General features: G+C 40.0%; 16 protein-coding genes. 7 read left to right on the top strand and 9 right to left on the bottom strand.

Annotated elements, in window-relative coordinates; all coding sequences use genetic code 11:
• Window positions 1-28 precede the first annotated feature (28 nt).
• Window positions 29-1,288: a glycine betaine monooxygenase oxygenase subunit gene (gbca, locus tag JCM15074_RS13645; RefSeq protein ID WP_025821698.1), complete on the bottom strand. Its 1,260-nt coding sequence runs from the start codon at window positions 1,286-1,288 to the stop codon at window positions 29-31.
• 323 nt (window positions 1,289-1,611) lie between these two features.
• On the opposite strand from gbca, the gene gbcB reads away from it, so the two are divergent.
• Genes gbcB through JCM15074_RS13620 form a run of 5 tightly spaced genes read left to right on the top strand, consistent with a single transcriptional unit; the run spans window position 1,612 to window position 7,964 of the window.
• The gene (gbcB, locus tag JCM15074_RS13640; protein ID WP_025821697.1) at window positions 1,612-2,706 is read left to right on the top strand and encodes a glycine betaine monooxygenase reductase subunit; all 1,095 of its coding nucleotides are present in this window, start codon (window positions 1,612-1,614) and stop codon (window positions 2,704-2,706) included.
• A gap of 48 nt (window positions 2,707-2,754) precedes the next feature.
• Window positions 2,755-4,005 (top strand): sarcosine oxidase subunit beta family protein, encoded by a 1,251-nt coding sequence (locus JCM15074_RS13635; RefSeq protein ID WP_025821696.1) that lies wholly within the window; start codon window positions 2,755-2,757, stop codon window positions 4,003-4,005.
• A gap of 24 nt (window positions 4,006-4,029) precedes the next feature.
• Complete coding sequence (locus tag JCM15074_RS13630) at window positions 4,030-4,347, top strand: sarcosine oxidase subunit delta (protein WP_025821695.1); 318 nt, start codon at window positions 4,030-4,032, stop codon at window positions 4,345-4,347.
• Window positions 4,337-7,345, top strand: coding sequence for a sarcosine oxidase subunit alpha (locus JCM15074_RS13625; RefSeq protein WP_025821694.1), 3,009 nt, complete (start codon window positions 4,337-4,339; stop codon window positions 7,343-7,345). The genes JCM15074_RS13630 and JCM15074_RS13625 overlap by 11 nt, the downstream gene beginning before the upstream one ends.
• Entirely contained in the window at window positions 7,335-7,964 is a 630-nt protein-coding gene (locus JCM15074_RS13620; protein WP_025821693.1) for a sarcosine oxidase subunit gamma, read from the top strand. The genes JCM15074_RS13625 and JCM15074_RS13620 overlap by 11 nt, the downstream gene beginning before the upstream one ends.
• On the opposite strand, the gene JCM15074_RS13615 is transcribed toward JCM15074_RS13620, so the two are convergent.
• From JCM15074_RS13615 to gbdR, 8 genes are all read right to left on the bottom strand, one after another.
• Entirely contained in the window at window positions 7,956-8,753 is a 798-nt protein-coding gene (locus JCM15074_RS13615) for an adenine nucleotide alpha hydrolase family protein (protein WP_234400237.1), read from the bottom strand. The genes JCM15074_RS13620 and JCM15074_RS13615 overlap by 9 nt on opposite strands.
• Entirely contained in the window at window positions 8,740-9,969 is a 1,230-nt protein-coding gene (locus tag JCM15074_RS13610; protein ID WP_025821691.1) for an electron transfer flavoprotein subunit alpha/FixB family protein, read from the bottom strand. The genes JCM15074_RS13615 and JCM15074_RS13610 overlap by 14 nt, the downstream gene beginning before the upstream one ends.
• A complete protein-coding gene (locus tag JCM15074_RS13605) occupies window positions 9,966-11,882 on the bottom strand; it encodes a (Fe-S)-binding protein (protein ID WP_025821690.1) in 1,917 nt (638 codons plus the stop codon). Before JCM15074_RS13605 ends, JCM15074_RS13610 begins: the two co-directional genes overlap by 4 nt.
• A 63-nt stretch (window positions 11,883-11,945) precedes the next feature.
• Entirely contained in the window at window positions 11,946-14,006 is a 2,061-nt protein-coding gene (locus JCM15074_RS13600; RefSeq protein WP_025821689.1) for an NADH:flavin oxidoreductase, read from the bottom strand.
• A gap of 65 nt (window positions 14,007-14,071) precedes the next feature.
• Entirely contained in the window at window positions 14,072-14,212 is a 141-nt protein-coding gene (locus JCM15074_RS25655; RefSeq protein ID WP_234400236.1) for a hypothetical protein, read from the bottom strand.
• Between the two features lie 53 nt (window positions 14,213-14,265).
• Window positions 14,266-14,610 (bottom strand): DUF5943 domain-containing protein, encoded by a 345-nt coding sequence (locus JCM15074_RS25650; RefSeq protein ID WP_234400235.1) that lies wholly within the window; start codon window positions 14,608-14,610, stop codon window positions 14,266-14,268.
• 2 nt (window positions 14,611-14,612) lie between these two features.
• Complete coding sequence (locus JCM15074_RS13590) at window positions 14,613-15,623, bottom strand: dipeptidase (RefSeq protein WP_051536901.1); 1,011 nt, start codon at window positions 15,621-15,623, stop codon at window positions 14,613-14,615.
• Window positions 15,624-15,955: 332 nt separating this feature from the next.
• A complete protein-coding gene (gene gbdR, locus JCM15074_RS22220; RefSeq protein WP_084267014.1) occupies window positions 15,956-16,975 on the bottom strand; it encodes a choline metabolism transcriptional regulator GbdR in 1,020 nt (339 codons plus the stop codon).
• A 514-nt stretch (window positions 16,976-17,489) separates the two neighbouring features.
• Between gbdR and JCM15074_RS13580 the strand changes: the two genes are divergently transcribed.
• Both JCM15074_RS13580 and JCM15074_RS13575 read left to right on the top strand, forming a co-directional pair.
• Window positions 17,490-19,265, top strand: coding sequence for a GSCFA domain-containing protein (locus tag JCM15074_RS13580; RefSeq protein ID WP_025821687.1), 1,776 nt, complete (start codon window positions 17,490-17,492; stop codon window positions 19,263-19,265).
• A gap of 599 nt (window positions 19,266-19,864) precedes the next feature.
• A complete protein-coding gene (locus tag JCM15074_RS13575) occupies window positions 19,865-20,113 on the top strand; it encodes a type II toxin-antitoxin system Phd/YefM family antitoxin (RefSeq protein ID WP_025821686.1) in 249 nt (82 codons plus the stop codon).
• The last annotated feature ends 398 nt before the right edge of the window (window positions 20,114-20,511 follow it).

The raw sequence follows: 20,511 nt of genomic DNA, 5'->3' as shown, positions 1-20,511 counted from the left end.
AATATCATCTCGGCTTATTTTCACGGAACTATTTTTTATCAAGCGCAATATTTTGCTGCATTGTCGCATTAAACCAATCAACAAAATTGATCACACCATACTCATACGTTGCCGAATATGGGCCGGGTGTATACGCCATAGAATTAATACCTTTTTGATTATCTTCAGACAACTTTCTATCTTGATTATTGGTCGCATTCCAGACCTTAGTTAAATTATCAACATCATAGTCAACGCCCTCTACAGCATCTTTATCAACTAACCATAATGTTGTAAGTAATGTTTGTTGTGGACTGATGGGTAAAACAAAAAAACAAATAATATGATCGCTCATGGCATGATTCCATGAATTAGGTAAATGTAAAAACCGCAAAGAACCTAAATCAGCAAGCTTAGATTTTCCCATTAACTTGGTGGATGCCGCCTTGCCATCCATCGTCATCGATGTTGTCCCCTCGACTAATGGAACTCGAGACAGTCGGTTTCTCGCCCCTACACCATAAGTTTTCAATTGATGAGGTAAGCCCTCGCTATCCCATAGAGCCTGCTTTTGCGCAACTTGTTGAGCAAAAGCCTCATCTGCTCGAGGGTCTCTAGTATCATCCCACTCTAAAATAGTGCGTACTAACTCAGGATGTGAACCTGCACAGTGGTAGCACTCACGATTATTCTCCATCACCAACTTCCAATTTGCTTGCTCAATAATCTGACTTTGAGCAGCCACTTTTGCATGGTGGATGCCGCATGGTGCTAAATAGGTTTCTAAATCAACAAAAAAATCATCGATATCTGCCGGTGTTTCACTTAAAGATATAAAAATAAAGCCACCGACATCACGACAATGAATCGAATGTAAACCATGATGCCCTTTATTAAAGTTTTCTCCCATCTCTGAGCCAGCATAAAGTAACTCACCAGACAACTCATAAGTCCACTGATGATATGGGCACACCAACTTAGCAACTTTACCTGATTTAGCTAAACAAATTTTTGAACCACGATGACGACAAGTATTATGAAATGCGACTATTTTATTATGCTGATTACGAATTATAGTAATGGGGTTATCACCAATATCTAATGTGAAAAAATTTCCTTTTTCTGGCAGCTGACAACTTACACCGACTAAAATCCACTCTTTACAAAAAATCTGTTCTACCTCTATATCAAAGTACCTTTTATCTTTATAAAAAGGCTGAGGTAAAGAGTAGCCTGAAGGATGATTTTTTAATATTTCAGCTATATTTTTTGCAAGTACATCAGCTTTGTTAGTCACATTACAGGTCATTACTCACTCCTTCATATAGCCTTAATATAAAAGATTAAGGTTATTGAATTTATTAAATTTATAAGCAGTAAATATAACGCCAATTTGCATAAGGTTATTGTGCTTGTGATTCTGAGTTGAATTCAATAAATTGAATTACCTATATACGACAGAGCGAGGATTATTTCCGACAAGTAAACATCAAAAATAAACAAATCCCATTATTCGATATAAAACTCAGATTACTGGCTTAAACCAATAATAAAATGTCGTTTTTAGTTAATCTCAACTTATTAATCTATTTGATATTTGAACTATTATCATTGGTATTGAGATAGCATTTAATGAGCACTTATTTGCAAGCGAATAACACCCAGATATGGGCAAATGGACGCCACCTTGTTGAATGCGTCAAAGTCATTGCAGAAACTCATGACGTAACTACGTTTTGCTTTTCTTCTACGACACCCGTTATGCACTTTTTTAAGCCGGGTCAGTTTGTCACCTTTGAGCTCGAAATTGATCAACAACCTGTGATGCGCAGTTATACCATCTCTTCATCCCCGTCAGTACCTTATAGTTTTTCAGTCACCATCAAACGAGTTCCGGGCGGTCAAGTCTCAAATTGGTTACATGACAATTTAAAACAGGGGGACGAATTAGCCGTTCATGGGCCTACTGGACTATTTAATTGTATTGATATTACCGCCGATAAGGTACTACTACTCGCTGGCGGGGTGGGAATCACACCATTGATGTCGATGACTCGTTGGTGGTTTGACACCAACGCTGATGTAGACATTAATTTTATCCACTGTACACGAACCCCAAAAGACATCATCTTTGATCGAGAGTTATCCTTTATGGATTCTCGTATTAGTAACTTTAATCTCAGTATTATTTGTGAACGCTATGACATCGGTGATTCTTGGTCTGGATTTACCGGGTTTGTCGATCAAAATAAGCTCGCCATCATTGCCCCTGATTTTATGGAACGCACCATTTTTTGTTGTGGACCAACACCTTTTATGAATGCCATTAAAAACCTACTCACCCGATTAGGTTTTGATATGAATAATTACCATGAAGAGAGCTTTGGCGCACCACCCGAATCTGCACAACAAGATGCTATCCAGCAAGCTGAAACCGCAGCAGAAGAAGTGATTGATGAATCATCGCTATTCCAAGTGGAATTTAGTGAGTCTGACAAAAAAGTCAAAATTAAACCTGATGAAACCCTACATACCGCTGCCTCAAAAGTGGGATTACGTATCCCTAAGGGGTGTGGTATTGGAATTTGTGGTACTTGCAAGGTTCGAGTAACCGAGGGGGATGTCACTATGTCTCATAATGGCGGTATCACGGATGAAGATGTTGCAGATGGTTATGTATTAAGTTGCTGCTGTGTTCCTAAAAGTAATGTAAAAATAGAATATTAATTGTACAGTGACAAGCCATTCCAATAACAACTAAAAAGGGTCAATTCTATGCAACAATATTCTGGCTTTGGCCTATTTAAACATTCACTCAGTCACCATGAAAACTGGCAGCGAGTCTGGCGTAATCCCATCCCAAAATCACATTATGATGTGGTCATTGTCGGCGGTGGCGGTCATGGTTTAGCAACGGCATATTATTTAGCAAAAAATCACGGCATCACTAATATTGCGGTTGTTGAAAAAGGTTACTTAGGTGGCGGTAATACTGCACGCAATACCACCATTGTTCGCTCAAATTATTTATGGGATGAAGCTGCACAACTCTATGAACATGCGCTAAAACTTTGGGAAGGATTAGCACAAGAGCTCAATTATAATTTAATGTTCAGTCAGCGCGGCGTACTCAATCTGGGACATACACTGCAAGATATGCGAGATATTGAACGCAGAGTTAATGCTAATCGTTTAAATGGTATTGATTCTGAGGTACTCAATACTGAGCAAGTACAGCAATTAGTCCCTATTCTAGATTGCTCAAAAAATACCAGATACCCTATTTTAGGCGCCTCATGGCAGCCACGAGGCGGAACCGCAAGACACGATGCAGTTGCATGGGGATATGCCCGTGCAGCCAATGCATTAGGTGTCGATCTATTACAACAAACAGAAGTAATAGGTATGCGTACTCAAGATGGTGTTATCTCCGGTGTTGAAACTAACAGAGGCTTTATTTCTGCTAATAAGGTCGCTTGTGTTACCGCGGGTAACTCTAGTGTGCTTGCCAATATGGTGGGCTTGCAACTTCCATTAGAATCTCATCCTCTTCAAGCTATGGTTTCTGAGCCATTAAAACCCATTCTAGATACCGTTGTAATGTCTAATCATGTTCATGGTTATATTAGCCAGTCAGACAAAGGCGATCTCGTGATTGGCGCAGGAATTGATAGTTATTTAGGCTATGGTCAGCGTGGTTCGCTAAATGTACTCGAACATACTGCTGCTGCCATCATAGAAATGTTCCCTATCTTTAGCCGTGTTCGAATTAATCGAACGTGGGGAGGTATTGTTGATACCTGCCCAGATGCTTGCCCTATTATCTCAAAAACACCAATCAAAGGCCTTTATTTTAACTGTGGCTGGGGTACTGGTGGCTTTAAAGCAACTCCGGGCTCAGGTCATGTTTTTGCTCATACTATCGCTCACGATAACCCGCATCCCCTTGCTAAGCCTTTTAGTTTAGATCGATTCATTTCTGGCCAACTTATTGACGAACACGGCGCAGCCGGTGTTGCTCATTAATACTTATTATTTGGGGAGACAACTATGCTGCAAATTCATTGTCCTTATTGCCAAGAGTATCGAGAGGAAGAGGAGTTTAGTTATGCCGGCCAAGCTCATATTGAACGCCCTAGTGAACCAGAAAGTCTGACCGACCAAGAGTGGGCTCAATACCTATTTTTTAGAAAAAATCCAAGAGGTTTACACCATGAAATGTGGTATCACATTCATGGTTGCAAACAGTTTTTTAATGTTTGTCGTCATACAGTGACCTACCAAATTATTAGCAGTTATAAAATAGGTGACAGGCCAGAGCTTGAGCAATCAAAGGCTGTAGACAAGGAGTCAATCAATGCAAATTAATCGGCTTAACCATGGTGGTAATATTGATCGCAATCAGGTTCTATCATTTCAATTTAATGGTATGACTTATCAAGGTTATCAAGGTGATACCCTTGCTTCAGCACTACTTGCTAATGGTGTCAATGTTGTTGGCCGCAGTTTTAAATATAGCCGCCCACGTGGCATTATGACGGCCGATGCGCAAGAGCCCAATGCCATTTTTCAAATTGGCACCAATGCCAGTACCATACCAAATCCTAGGGCCACTCAAACGCCGTTATATGACAATTTAGTTGCAAGCTCCACCAACGGTTGGCCTAATGTCGAGTTTGATATGATGGCGGGTATAGGTAAATTAGGTGGTGCAATGATGCCACCGGGTTTCTACTATAAAACCTTTATGTATCCTCAGTCGATGTGGATGAATTATGAAAAACTCATTCGCAAAGGAGCAGGATTAGGCCGTAGTCCAATGACTGCAGATCCTGATCGATATGACACTATGCATCACCATTGTGATGTCATGATCATTGGCGGCGGAGTTGCTGGCATCATGGCTGCCCTCAATGCAGCCCAAACTGGGGCTAATGTCATTATATGTGATGAACAAGAACAACTCGGAGGACAAACCCTGAGCAGTACAGAAACTGTTAATGATATTACTGCTACACAATGGTTAAGCCAGCAAATAGAACAACTTAGAAAGCAAGAAAATATTTTAGTATTATCCCGCAGTACCACCTTTGGCTATTACGATCATAATTTGATCGGCATAAATCAGCGCTGTACCGATCACCTTGGTGAACATGTCCCCCATAGCACCAGACAAAGAGTACATAAAGTTAGAGCGAAACAGATCGTGTTAGCAACGGGTGCACACGAGCGACCACTGGTTTATGGCAACAATGATATTCCAGGCTGCATGTTAGCCAATGCCATTAGTACTTATATCCAGTGTTATGCCGTGATCCCCGGCAATAAATTGGTACTAATGACAACTAATGATAGCGCATACCAAGCCGCAATAGATTGGCATGATGCAGGTAGACAGGTCATGGCCATTATAGATACTCGACCAAAAACTGATAGCGCTATAATTCAACAGGCACAAAATAAAGGGATTAATATTATATTCTCCCATGCTGTGATTGAGGTTCAGGGAAGTAAACGTGTTAATTCCGTCAATATCGCACCAATTAATAACACTGGCGATAATGTAATAGGCCCTGCAATCAATATTGTTTGTGACACCGTAGCCAGCTCCGGCGGTTGGAGTCCAGTACTGCACTTATCTTCTCACCTTGGTCAAAAGCCATTATGGCGAGATGATATTATTGGCTTTGTTCCAGGCCAAAACGATTTATTAAATTGTGGTGCAGTAAGTGGTAAATATGCCTTACTGAGTGTCATTGAAGATGGCATTGCAACTGGAGGCAAAGCCGCAGAGCTGTCAGGATTTGAACGTCTAACGGACCTCCCTATTCCTGATATCATCCCCCAAATAACAGCAGCCCCCATGGCACTATTCCATGTGCCTCATATACAAACAACTAGTCGTGCTCCAAAACAATTTGTTGACTATCAAAATGATGTAACTGCAGCGGCCATTGAACTTGCTAATAGAGAAGGCTTTGAATCCATTGAACATGTAAAACGATACACAGCACTCGGATTTGGTACAGATCAAGGCAAGCTTGGCAATATCAATGGTATCGCCATTACCGCAAAATCTTTAGCTAAAACGATCCCAGAAACCGGTACAACCATATTTAGACCCATGTATACACCTACCACCATGGGGGCACTCGCAGGGGCACATGTTAAACAGTTATTTGCACCTGCACGTTTTACTGCAATGCATCAATGGCATCTGCAGCATGGCGCAGAATTTGAGGATGTCGGTCAATGGAAACGCCCTTGGTACTTCCCTAAAAATGGCGAATCAATGCAACAAGCACTATTGCGTGAGTGCCTTGCTACACGTAATAGTGTCGGTATTTTAGATGCCTCTACATTGGGCAAAATAGATATCCAAGGCAAAGATGCTAGAGAGTTTTTAAATCGCATCTATACCAATGCTTGGAGCAAACTAGGAATTGGAAAATGCCGTTACGGGGTCATGTGTAAAGAAGACGGCATGATATTTGATGACGGAGTGACTTCATGCATTAATGATCATCACTTCATTATGACGACCACAACTGGTGGTGCTGCTGGAGTACTACAATGGTTAGAACTTTGGCATCAAACTGAATGGCCGGAATTAGAAGTCTATTTCACATCCGTCACAGATCATTGGACAACAATGACAATTTCAGGTCCTAATAGCCGTAAAGTATTACAAAAAGTCTGTCAGGATGATGTCAGTAAACAAGCTTTACCTTTTATGAGTTGGATTGACGCCACCGTTGCCGGTGTTAAAGCACGTATCTTTAGGATCTCATTTACGGGAGAGTTATCATTTGAAATAAATGTTCCAGCTAACTTAGGTTTGTCAGTTTGGCAACATATTATGGATGCTGGTGCAGAGTTTGAGATTACCCCTTACGGCACAGAAACCATGCATATTTTAAGGGCTGAGAAAGGCTTCATCATTGTTGGTCAAGATACCGATGGCTCAGTTACCCCACAAGATCTCGATATGAATTGGGTCATCAGCCCCAACAAAAGTTTTAGCTGTATTGGCAAACGCTCATGGGATCGTATAGATACTAAGCGTAATGATCGCAAGCAGATGGTAGGCTTGAAAGCTAAAGATACAAATCAGGTGCTACCTGAAGGTGCCCAGATCGTACTCGACCCACAACAAAAGCTCCCCATGACCATGGTCGGACATGTCACCTCTAGCTATTTTAGCGCATGTTTAGGCTACAGTTTTGCATTAGCATTAGTTAAATCAGGGACGAGTCGTTACGGTGAAACCGTATACTTACCTCAGGCCAATGGCCAAATTTATGAAGCTGAAATTTGCAGTCCTATTTTTTATGATCCTAAAGGGGAGCGTCAACATGTCGAATAATTATATCAATAGCCCTGCATCACCTTTAGCACATACCAATCTTGCACAACTTGCTAAGCAGCACAGTAATGTAACTGCTGGCATAAATTTTCGCGAATTAATGCTACTCGGTCACCTTATTTTGAGAGGCAATGCAAATGATCCTGCATTTTTGAATGGTGCACAGCAATCATTACAATTAGCGTTGCCGATAACGCCATGTTCTAGCAGTAAAAATAGTGATTATCTCGTGTTCTGGCTTTCTCCCAATGAATGGTTAATTATTTGCCAGCAAGAGACATTCGCTCAGTTAACTGCTCAGCTTACAGACAATTTAGTGGGTCATTATGCATTGGTTGATGTGAGTAGCGCTCAAACCATTATTGAATTAAGCGGTGATGAGGTAATTAATCTACTTAAAAAATCAACCAGTTATAATACTAACCCTGATCATTTTACTATCGGTAAAGTAGTCACAACGACGTTTGCACAAACTTCAGCCACTATTTATAAAGCCGAATCGCAACGGTTTTTACTAGTGACTCGTCGCAGTTTTACTGACTATATTTGGATATGGATCCAGCAAGCTAGCCAAGAATATGGGCTTAAGATTTTGCCCCCCGCAAAAGCGCTAGAGTAGTTTTTCTTGCTTAAGTAAATCGTATATCGCTTGTGCACCTTGTTGTGGATCATATACAAGCTTACCGCCGCTGTTGGTTGCTTTGGCTGTTGCCGCTTTAAAACGTTCAGCTGCCGTTTTAGCTTTAATTAACTTTAACCTTTTAGGACGTACTGTCGCAGTTAGCATTGGCTTTACTGCAACAGGATCTAGTCCAGTTAAATTAACAGATACAGGCGTTATTTTACCAGAAAGCGCCTTGCCTACCGCACTTTGCCTAGGTGCCTTAGCGGCCATATCAATACAAATAATCATAGGTAAAGACCCTGTTATTTGCCGTCTTTGGCCCCTAGGTAATGCCTGTAATAAGGTTATATGCTGGCGTGTGTTATCAATATCAATAATTTCAGTAATGCCTCTAACAACAGGGATAGATAATGCTTGTGCTAATAAATATGGCAACATAGCAGATGAATCACCTTGTTCAGTCTGCTGTCCCATTATCACTAAATTACTTTTTATTGACCGCACATAATCAGTCAATGCAGACGTAATATCTAATTGTGGAGGTATTGATAATACTTTGAGCTCATCTAGACCCATACCTAAATAACTTGATAGAGCAAATTCAGCCTCCGAAGTAAGCTCACCAGCATGAACAACGGATAATTGATGCTGTGAACTTTCTGCCAAATTTAATCCTAGCTCTACCGCCCTTGCATCCTGCTCAGCTCTTCTTGCTCGTCTTGATAACGGATGCATTCCAATCGAAACTAAACAAGTCACATTGAGTTTATTAGGCAACATCATCCACCACCTTTTTAGTCTGCAAACAGAGTTGATTTAATTCAGCTAAAATGGCTTGGCTATCGCCAATAACACTTAGATCCGCTCGTTTTATCATGTCACAACTGTCATCGATATTAATGGCAATCACTTTTTCACAGCGACTAATTCCCTGTAAATGTTGAATTGCACCAGAAATTCCCACTGCAATATAGACCTGTGCAGAAACCCAGGTTCCCGTAGCCCCTACTTGCCTATCTCTTGCCATAAAACCATCATCTACAGCAACACGACTCGCCCCTTTCGTTGCGCCCAATAGTTCAGCAGTACGATGAAATAAAGGCCAATCCGTAATGCCATTACCACCAGCAATAATAAAACCTGCCTCAGCTAATGGGATTTGGCTGGGATCGACCTCAACTAAGCCATCATCTTGTAAACTTGATTTATACATTGCGATTTTAGGAATATCGAGTAATAGCGTCTCATATCGATATTCAGATGTCGGCTCATATGCTTGCTCAAGCAGCAAAATAACGTCAGTGAGAGGCGATTTTATATCACTTAATCCTTGGCTCGCTCTGCACGTCAACTCATCTTCAACGAGCTTCCACGCAGATGTTGCAACCGATAACGCCAATTTAGCAGCAATCCTACGGCCTAAATCTGCGCCAGCAAATATGCTATCGGGGAATATAATATGCTTAGGATTAAACTGAGCGATAATCTGTGATAAATACTCACAACATAATTCTGGTTGATAACCTTGCACGGCATCATCAGTAATATGTAACAACCTATCAATGCCAAATAACGTGAGATCAGTGTCTTTACTCTCGCCAAATATGACCGCGAGTACTGCACCAGCTTGACCTTTGCGGTTGGCTAACATCTGCGCGAATCCCAAACAATCTTTATCATGTTCAGTCAATCGACCAGCAACACAATCTAATACCACTAAAATATAAAATTCAGGCTGCTTGACTTGATGCAATGGTAAGTTTACTAACGCCTCAAGGGGTTGCGACATGCTAAAAGATGGCGCATGCCCTCCTAACCGATTAATTCGCCTGCGGCCATTCGCGGCAATAGTGCCCACTCTGTGTGGAAATTTACGTAATAATCCCGAAGGACCAAATTGCTTAATCGTACTAGAATCAACATATTGGCCATGCAATGGGTGCAATCGATTACGGATAATCTTTAGCACTCGAGGATCTCGTCTACGATGTTGACTCATACGGACTCCTCAATTAAGACCATTTGCATTAACTCAGCAATATCCTTGACCTCAGGCCTTGGTTCAACCACGCCTTCAAGCATTAAATTACATTGCGGGCAAGCAACAGCGACAATTTTGGCTGCTACATCTTGAGCATCTTGCATACGCATATCGGCAATCCGTTGTTCACCAGCAATATCCGTAATCGGAGCGCCACCACCACCACCGCAACAACGTGAACGCGATTGACTACGCTCCATCTCTTTTATGTGTAATCCCATTTCAGCTAACAGGTAACGAGGGGCATCATACTCACCGTTATAACGTCCTAAATAGCATGGATCATGATAGGTGATATCAAGTTTTGTGTGAGTCCCCAATCGCAACCTTTTCTGCTTAACTAATTGGGCTAAAAATGTACTGTGATGCACAACTGGAGTACTCAAACCGAAAGCACCATATTCATTACTAAAACAATGAAATACATGAGGATCTGCAGTTACAATCGTCTTAAATTGATATTTCGTCATTGTGTTAATATTAGCAACAGCTAGGCGCTGAAATGTTACTTCATCACCTAAGCGGCGAGCCACATCACCACAATCACATTCAGCATCACCCAATACTGCAAAATCAACTTTGGCAGCTCTTAGTAATTGAATCAATGCAACTAAAGTTCTTTGATTACGCATATCAAAAGCGGCATCACCAATCCACAGCAACACATCAGCTTGCATGGTCTGATTTGGTTGATTGCCAAATAACATTAAATTTTGATCCGCAGCCCAGTGCATTCTAGATTGAGGAGCATGACCATTTGGATTATCGGTAAAAATTAAGTTTTCAAGTATTTCAGCACCTTTACCAGGCGTATTACCATTTTGAAGTGTTTCAAAACGGCGCATATCAACAATGGCGTCGACATGTTCAATCATCATAGGGCACTCTTCAACACAAGCCCTGCAAGTTGTACATGCCCAAATCGTATCTGCTGGAATTAAGCCATCAACAATAATGCTGTTTATTGAACCTGAACGAACTTCATTATCAGAACTGGGGTAACGACTGCCACTGTATTTAGCATCACTTCCCCCCACCATTCCCACCACCATATCTTGCACTAATTTTTTTGGATTGAGTGGTTGCCCAGCAGCAAATGCAGGGCATACCTTTTCACACCGACCACACTCAACACAGGCATCAAAGCTCAGTAATTGGTTCCATTTAAAATCACTTGGCTTCGCAACCCCTAAATTATTTGTATCCACTTTAATCGGAATAAGCCCAGTACTGTTACCACCGTTAAAACGAGTTGGACGTCGATGAAATGCCAAATGCAAAGCGCCTGCAAATGCATGTTTCATTGGTCCGCCCCAAGTCATGCCAAAGACCATTTCAGCAAGCCCCCAAACAATCGCAAACAGCAAAAGTACTAACATCAAATAACGTGAGTCAATATTTATCATGCCGACTAATATTAACGTCAACATGCTAAAGCTTAAGCTAAAAATAAGTAAGCTTTTAGGAAGCCTTTGCCACTTACCTTTAGATAAGTTTGGCGGAGGAGTAAAGCGACGAACCCATACAAATAAAGCCCCTATCGTCATAATCAATAACGACAAAGATAATAAGCCAATGGTTATATTAAACTGGAGTTCGAATAGATAAATAATCAAGATCAAAAAAATAGAAACAACAAACCCTCCACCCGTTGCCACATGGGTATTTGCCATATATTTATCACGAGCCACAACATGGTGTAAATCAACCAAATAACGCTTTGGCATTGACAACAAGCCAGACCAATAAATTGCAGAAGCCTGACCTTGACGCCAAATCATAACCCTTTTTAGCCCTCCTAATAATGCAAGTAAAAAGGCAATGACTAACAATAGTGGTATAACTTGATTAATTAATTCGTTTGATGACATAAATCACCTTACCAATACTCAAGCGCTAACATGGCACGTAGCACAACAAGATTAGAATTTGGGTTAAAAATCCTTACATAAACGTAATGCGTCATATATTGCAGCATGAATATTACGTGGAGCACTGCAGTCACCTAATCGATATAAAAGATAACCAGACCCCGTTTCAGATAAGATAGGTTGTGGTAAACCTTGATATAATGCATCAATATCAATCTGACCATGATTACGAGAATCTTGTTTTAATTGCCAATACAATGTTTCAGCAGGTCTGACGCCGTTCTCAACCACAACTTGATCAACCACCCGTTCCTCTTTAACACCCGTATATTCATTCTCAAGTACGGCAATTAATTGCTCACCTTCACGGTAAACTTGCTCTAACAAAAAGTCAGACGTCATCACCACTTCTTTGTCGTATAAACTACGATAGTAAGTCGGGAAAGTCGTACCGCCAATGCCTGTACCTGGTTTTATATCATCAGTGACAATTTCCACCAACGAGCCGGACTGCGCTAAGAAATCAGCTACAGATAAACCACTAAACTCACAAATTGTGTCATAAACTAAGACATTAGCTTCAGGCTTCACTTTACCACTGAGCACATCCCAACTACTGACAACAAGACCTTCATCTGCGCCCCATTTAGGATTTTGTTGTAAAAAAGGCTCTCCACCAACAGCCAGAATTATCACATCAGCCGCCATTTCGCGTAGCATAGATTCATTGGCTTCTGTATTGAGTTTAATATCAACCCCTAAACGTGCTAACTCCAAATTAAACCAGCGTGTAATGCCCGCGATTTGATCCCGCTGAGGTGCTTTTGCTGCAATGGTTATTTGTCCGCCAATTTCAGCCCCTTTCTCAATAAGAGTGACTTTATGGCCTCGCTCAGCACAAACACGAGCCGCTTCCATACCGGCAGGGCCCGCACCAACGATAATGATCTGCCGGATAACACCAGTGGTTGGTGAAATCTGATGTGGCATGCTCACTTCTCTTGACGTCGCCGCATTTTGCAAACATAAAACATCCAAACCTTGATATTGACGATCAATACAATAATTAGCGCCAACACACTGTCTAATTTGATCAATCTGATTGAGTTTGATTTTTGTAATCAGGTGAGGGTCTGCAATATGAGCACGGGTCATACCAACAAAATCAACATAACCACTTTCTAAAATCCGCTGTGCTTGATTAGGATCTTTAATGTTTTGCGCATGCATAACTGGCACATTAACCACCTCTTTAATACCAGCAGCTAGATGTAAAAAAGGTTCAGGCGGATAACTCATATTCGGGATCACATTAGCGAGAGAGTTATGGGTATCGCAACCCGAACCGACCACACTAAAAAAATCAACTAATCCAGTATCATTGTAATAAGTAGCTATTTGTTTCATATCTTCATGGCTTAAGCCATCAGGATGAAACTCATCCCCGCAAATACGCATACCCACCACAAAATCGTCGCCGACTTCCGCACGAACCGCTTTTAACACCTCTAAACCAAAACGCATTCGATTTTCAAAACTGCCGCCCCATTGATCATCCCGCTTATTCACCCTTGGGCTCCAAAACTGATCGATTAAATGTTGGTGAACCGCAGATAACTCAACCCCATCTAACCCGCCAGCTTTAGCCCTTGCAGCCGCTTTAGCAAAATCATTAATGATCCGCTCAATCTCTTCTATCTCAATGGTTTTACAGGTCGCACGGTGTACAGGTTCACGAATACCACTGGGACTAAGTAAAGTACTCCAATTACCGCCATCCCAACGTGAACGCCTACCCATATGGGTTATTTGAATCATAATTTTGGCACCATGCTTATGCATGGCATCTGCCAAATTCTGGAAGTGAGGAATAATATTATCCGTGGTTAAATTAACTGACTTCCACCATCCTTGCGGGCTATCAATAGAAACCACACTCGAACCACCACAAATGGCGAGCCCGATACCGCCTTTTGCTTTCTCTTCATAATATTTAATATAACGCTCAGTCGTCATACCATCATCAGTGGCATAAACTTCAGCATGGGCAGTACTGACAATACGATTCCGAATCGTTAATTTATTGATATTCAGAGGCTGAAATAGTGCATCAAACTGAGCCATAATTGCTCCCTAATATAATGGGTATAAATTATCAGTCAGCTACAACTCAATGACTGGAGTATTAACTAAATAGGAGACACCTGAAATAAACCAAACTCAACACCATCCTCTGCAGCAGATTGAACTTGCTGAGCTTCAGTTTGAATTTGATAGCCAAGACTTTGACCAATTTGATCCATCGCGCCAGCAAACCAACCGGTAAACATATAATCTACCTTACGATTAACTTTGCCATATTGATAAACAAAGGCTGAATGATCTAAACGTACTGTTGCAGTACCTTTACTGATATCAAGTTGCTCAATTTTAAAGATCCCCACCCTCGCTGAGACAGCCTTTGCATATAATGTTCAAATACTGCAGCACCGGCTATCGCATGCTGTAACGCCTCTTGCTCACACCAATAAAATGCAGATTTATAGCCCGCTTGATAAAGAATTTCAGCATACTTTTCAGCACCAAGTTCAGCCTCAATTGCCATATGATTATTGATAAAAAAATGACGAGGAACATATAACATGGGTAATCCATCAGTGCGCCAAATTCCAGTATCATTTTCCACAGCAATAGGGACTTCAGGAGCATGAGTTGTTAATAAATCCATCACTATTCTCCCCAAACATCTTTTAAGACTCGAAGCCAATTATCTCCCATCACTTTTTTAACTCGCTTCTCAGACCAGCCAAGCGCTAACATGGTATGTGTTAAGTTAGGAAACTCGCCAATTGTGCGTATCCCTTTAGGATTGATAATCTTGCCAAATCGAGTGAGTCGTCGAGCATAGCCTTTATCATGAGTGAGCATTTCGAAAAAGTCTTGATTATGGCCTTGGGTAAAATCAGTACCAATACCAACATTATCTTCGCCAGCAATATTAATAATATAATCAATGGCTTCTAAATAATCATAGATAGTAGAATCAACCCCTTTCTTTAAAAAAGGGGTAAACATCGTGACCCCAATAAAACCACCGTGATCAGCAATAAACCTCAGCTCTTCATCACTTTTATTACGTGGATGATCTTTAAGCCCCAATGGCAAACAGTGGGAGTAACACACAGGTTTATTAGAAGCGACTATCACTTCGGTTGATGTTTGTGGGCCAACATGAGACAAATCACACATAATTCCAACCCGATTCATCTCGGCGACAATCTCTAACCCAAAACCAGATAAGCCACCATCACGTTCATAACAGCCAGTACCCACAAGATTTTGAGTGTTATAGGCCATTTGGACAATTCCTACACCGAGCTTCTTGAATATTTCGACATAACCGATTTGATCCTCAAAAGCATTAGCATTTTGGAACCCCAAAATAATGCCGGTTTTTGCTTGAGATTTTGCTGCCAAAATATCAGCCGTTGTTTTCACCGGCATAATAAGATCAGCGTTATTATTGAAAAACTGATTAAACTCAACAATATTATTGATGGTTGCTTGAAAACCTTCCCACACAGATACAGTGCAGTTTGCTGCGGTTAAACCACCTTTGGCCATATCTTCAAATAACTCACGATTCCATTTCGCAATTACTAGCCCATCAAAAATAATCGACTCAGTATGCAATAGTTGAGCTTTATTCATAGCAACATCTGAAGAGTTTTTAACATCCATTAACTTGACCCCACCACTCCTAAAAAAGGAGGATTTATATTAAGTTAACGCCAGTCTAGCACTGCATTCTGATGTTAATTTGGCTAATACGACACCTACAATGCCAAAAACGCCGCAACCTTTATGAGGTAAATAATCACAGAAAAAACAGATCTAAATAAGATGTAAAAGAGGTAGGAAATAGCGGAGGAGTTAATATAACTAACGCTCAACGAAAATTTGTATTCTGTTATACAGGTAAGATAACCTGAACCACAAACAACATAGTAATCATGCTATTTATCAGGATATTACCGGATCTATTATTGGCTAATTATGCTCGTAAATATTGGTCATACCGAAACTGGTTTCACCCGCAGCAGGCATAGCCGCATTATGCTGAAAATTACGCTCATCACGGGGGGGATTTTAAACGAATTACGATAACATTTACTAAAATGAGGGGTAGACACAAAACCACAAGCAATCGCGACTTCAATAATCGACATATTGGTCTGTTTCAATAATTGTCGTGCTCTTAATAGCCGTAGCTGTAAATAATAACGATATGGTGAACAATGTAAATATTTCTGAAAAAGTCGTTCTAATTGTCTTCTTGATAAATGTACATAGTCAGCTAATTCATCCAATCCAAGCACTTCTTCTAAATTAGCTTCCATCAAGCTCACCACATCTTGCAACTTAGACTGAGTCGCACCAACAATGTGCTGCAGCGGGATCCGCTGTAACGAAGAATCATCACGAATATGTTCATGGGTAAACATATCAGAAATCGCAGCCATTAACTCTTTACCATGAGATTTACCTATGACTTGTAACATCATGTCAATAGGTGCAGTACCCCCTGAACAAGTTAAGCGATCACGATCCAACATATAAAGTTGATTTGAACTATTTATAAATGGAAACTCTTCCTGCCAACTTGCGAGCAACTCCCAATGAATAGTACAGTTATAGCCATCAAGTAAGCCTGCTTTAGCCAACAAATAACTCCCCGTACAAATACTACCTAACATCACTTTAGTTCGCGCTAAATGAGTCAACCAATTCAAACTCGTTTTGGTTACGGTATGTTTAATGCCAACACCACCACATACAATCAAAATATCAAACTGTGGCACATCGGCTATCGAACAATCTACACTAATATTTAAGCCATCACTTGCCGTTACAGAACCGCCATTCTCACTAACAGTTGTCCATTCATATAATACTTGTCCTGATAATTGATTAGCCATTCGCAATGGTTCAATAGCAGAAGACAATGCCAGCATAGTAAAATTTGGTTGCAACAAAAAACCGATTTTACGCATTTTTCCAATTTGATTTTCTTGTTTGCGTTCTAAGCTCATAGAGATTGCCTCAAAATAAAATAGCCAAGACGATTATCTTTTTGCAAAGATAATTATCCGTCCTAGGCAAGTAAAATCATCATATATATTAAATAAGATTTATATATTTATTATTATTCTTCCCTGTCACTTTAGTAGATAAGTCACAGTTTAAATCACAACATATAGGCTAGTTGACAACACAATCATATCAATAACGACATTTTACAGTCTAAAAGCGGCCATTAATGTGTAGTCAATCATTGAGCTATTTGCAAATTAAATATATCAAAATAAGAATCTATCAACATACATAACTAGCAATTATATATTTACTATCAATTAATGAATGACTTAGAAAATTAATCGACCCAATAAAAATAATTTAATCGCATACCTCATATGAATCGTTCTAAATAAATATTTTTCGTTTTGTGCAAACGAATCTCAGCTATGGGCATACAAATTGCTTGATTAATTATTAATCATATAAAGTGACATACAAATGGCGTCACTTGTTTACAGGAGTAATACCATGAAGGGAGTCGAAACCACACCATATAGCAGCCAGCCACACTATGCTTTCTGGCGTACAGGCGTTGCCAATATCAAGCTTGGTCGACAGATGTTTAATCAACTGGTCCAAATGGAATTATCAACCCCATCACCAAGAATTTCGTCAATTGGCTCGTGTTTTGCCCAACATGTTGGAAAGTGGCTGAATAATGGCGGTTATAAATTTAACCAAAGTAACCTCGAAACGAGTCAGATCGCCAGCTTTGCATTTGGCAATATTTATACACCTCGGACTCTCCTGCAATGGTTTGATATGACAGCTGAAAACAATCCATTTGATATTAATTCGGCTATCTATTTCGACAACAATAAATATTACGATCTATTAAGGCCCACTTTTAACCTGCAAGGTTATGCCACACAAGCTGACTTAGTATCAGCAAGAGTAGCGGCCTCGAATGAAATGCGTAAAACCCTATTAAAGACAGACCTACTCATATTCACATTAGGGTTAACCGAAGTATGGAAAGATAAGCATAACGTATACTACCCTTGCTGTCCGGGTGTCATCGCAGGGAAATTTGATAATACGGTCTATACATTCCACAACTTTAGTTATCAAGAAATTTACAGTGATCTAGAGCAAATATACACACGACTCAAATCAATCAACTCGAAAATTCAATTACTCTTAACTGTCTCTCCAGTCCCTCTTACTGCAACGATGACAGATAAACATATAATGGTCGCAAATCAATATTCAAAATCGCTACTACGTACTGTTGCGGGCTCTTTAAGTGATAAGTATCGGGGTATCGAATACTTCCCCTCCTATGAGTTGATTACGGTGTCTGATCGTCAGGATTTCAGATTTGAAACTAATCTCAGAACCGTCACCCCCCAAGCTGTTGATTATGTCATGCAACATTTTCAATCTGTCATCAACAACACAACGGATGCCAAACTCAATATCTCCAGCCATCATCAATCCATAGAACAAAATAAAAGCAATGATAATGATGTAGTGTGTGAAGACGAATTGCTTGAAGCAGCAAACAAATTAACAAAGAACCAAATACCCCAAGTAAAACTCAATATTAGCTTGTTTGGTGATAGCCATATGGGTAAATTATCGAGCGCATTGAGTAATATAGAAATCAAACATTGTGGCGGCATGATCATGAATGGTGCTGGGTTTGCGCAACATAAATTTGCCCTCTGTGATAGCGAATATTTTGTCCCTTTAGAGAGTGCAATATCGAGAAAACTATGGTCAAAGATAGTAACGAACCTAGATGCCCATAAACAAGATAATACTCAACAGCATTCAATTATTATTACCAATTTAGGGATGCAAACCCATCAAACCATCTATAAATTTGCTGAATGGTTAGCACGAATTTATCCTGACGGTATTGAAGAAATCAGTACTAAAGAATTTGTCGATTATTTCAATGATGAACTCATCGATCAACTCACTATTCTATTAAAGCTTCATAACCAAGGACACAAGCTTATCGTTGTTTCAGATCCTCCATTTTGTCAATATTTTCAAGAGTCAGAAGCATTAACAAAACTTATCTATTCATATTTCTTAGCAATGGAATATGTATGTAATCAATTAGGTTTTATCTTTTTTAATGCTGCAACAATATTTGATCAAGAGATATCGGATCCTGAAAGTTATCTATCAAAAGTTGAGTTCGCTGATGGCCATAAAGATTGGATGCATGGTAATGAAAAATATTATCACTGGCTCGCCAACAAACTAATGATGCTCATTCAAGATAAATAGCCTCTTTATATAAATCTATCTTGATAGCATCACGATACTTTTCCAACAGAATTACCACGATCTATTTCACGCATACAAAAAAGCCTCGTCATTTCTGACGAGGCCTCAATGTAAGTTGTGGGCGAATGTTGCAATCGCCACAAGCCTATGAGCGCGAAGCTTTAGCGTAGCTAAGGTGGACGGGAGTCGCCCCGTGTGCCTTCGGCACGCGTGTCAGGGTGAAATTAGGCTGTAACCCTCCCATAAAATCAGAATTTTTTGAATAGTTATCATTATTAGTAAAATGCAAGCAGTCACGATTTACTGGCACGACTATGTGATTTTAAATTCAAGATATTGATTTTGATATGGTTTTATTTTGATGAAAAAATTTTGATGCACATTTAGATGCACTAATTATTTTTGGGTGATGTAAACATAGAGAGTAAATCAATCACAGGTACCATCATAATAACGATTCTCAATCAAACGTCCTCCCCTACTTCTTGCTCCACTTACCAAGAAATTGCATGAGTTGCGAATAACTCATGAGCAACTTGTTATATCGCTCAGTAAAAGCTAAAACGAACGAATTAAAGAACACTTAAGAGAACGATTTTATGACTACTAAAATTTTAGCTGACGTTACAGCAAGCATTACTGAGTTAAAAACTAACCCGATGAAAGTAGCAACCAGCGCTTTCGGCGAACCAGTTGCGATACTAGACCGAAATGAAGCTGTATTTTACTGTGTACCTGCGGAGGAATATGAGATGATGATGGATAGACTTGAAGATCTTGAACTGCTTGCTATTGCCAAAGAACGTGAATCTGAAGAGAGCATTTCGGTAAATATTGATGACCTCTAAAACCTAATCATTGCCACCATCTTAACTGTCGGAAAATGCGAACGTAACGATGTCTACCGTAAGACTATAAACCGGTTAGATGACTAATTTAGATATAGCGATGTTCAGGATAGACCTTTCGTTCAAGCATTTTCTTAGCTTTGTTAAACGAGTCATTAGTGATATTTGAAGTATTTAATGGCTCTGATACGGCTACAGCTGATGAGCTACATAAAAGTACAGCAAGTATGAACGTCTTTCTCTTGGTTATCCTTAACGGGGAAATGATGAACATATACAACCAAATACAGAACTATCAGTCAAATAATATCTCATCCATTAAACGTGTAAGATTTTCCACATTCAATAAGTACTATAAATAACAATATATCAACAGAAATTAACACATCTAACTATAT

Source organism: Shewanella marina JCM 15074 (assembly GCF_000614975.1).
Classification (GTDB): domain Bacteria; phylum Pseudomonadota; class Gammaproteobacteria; order Enterobacterales; family Shewanellaceae; genus Shewanella; species Shewanella marina.
Note: the sequence above shows the minus strand (reverse complement) of the source record. Positions and strands in the feature narration are given on the sequence as shown.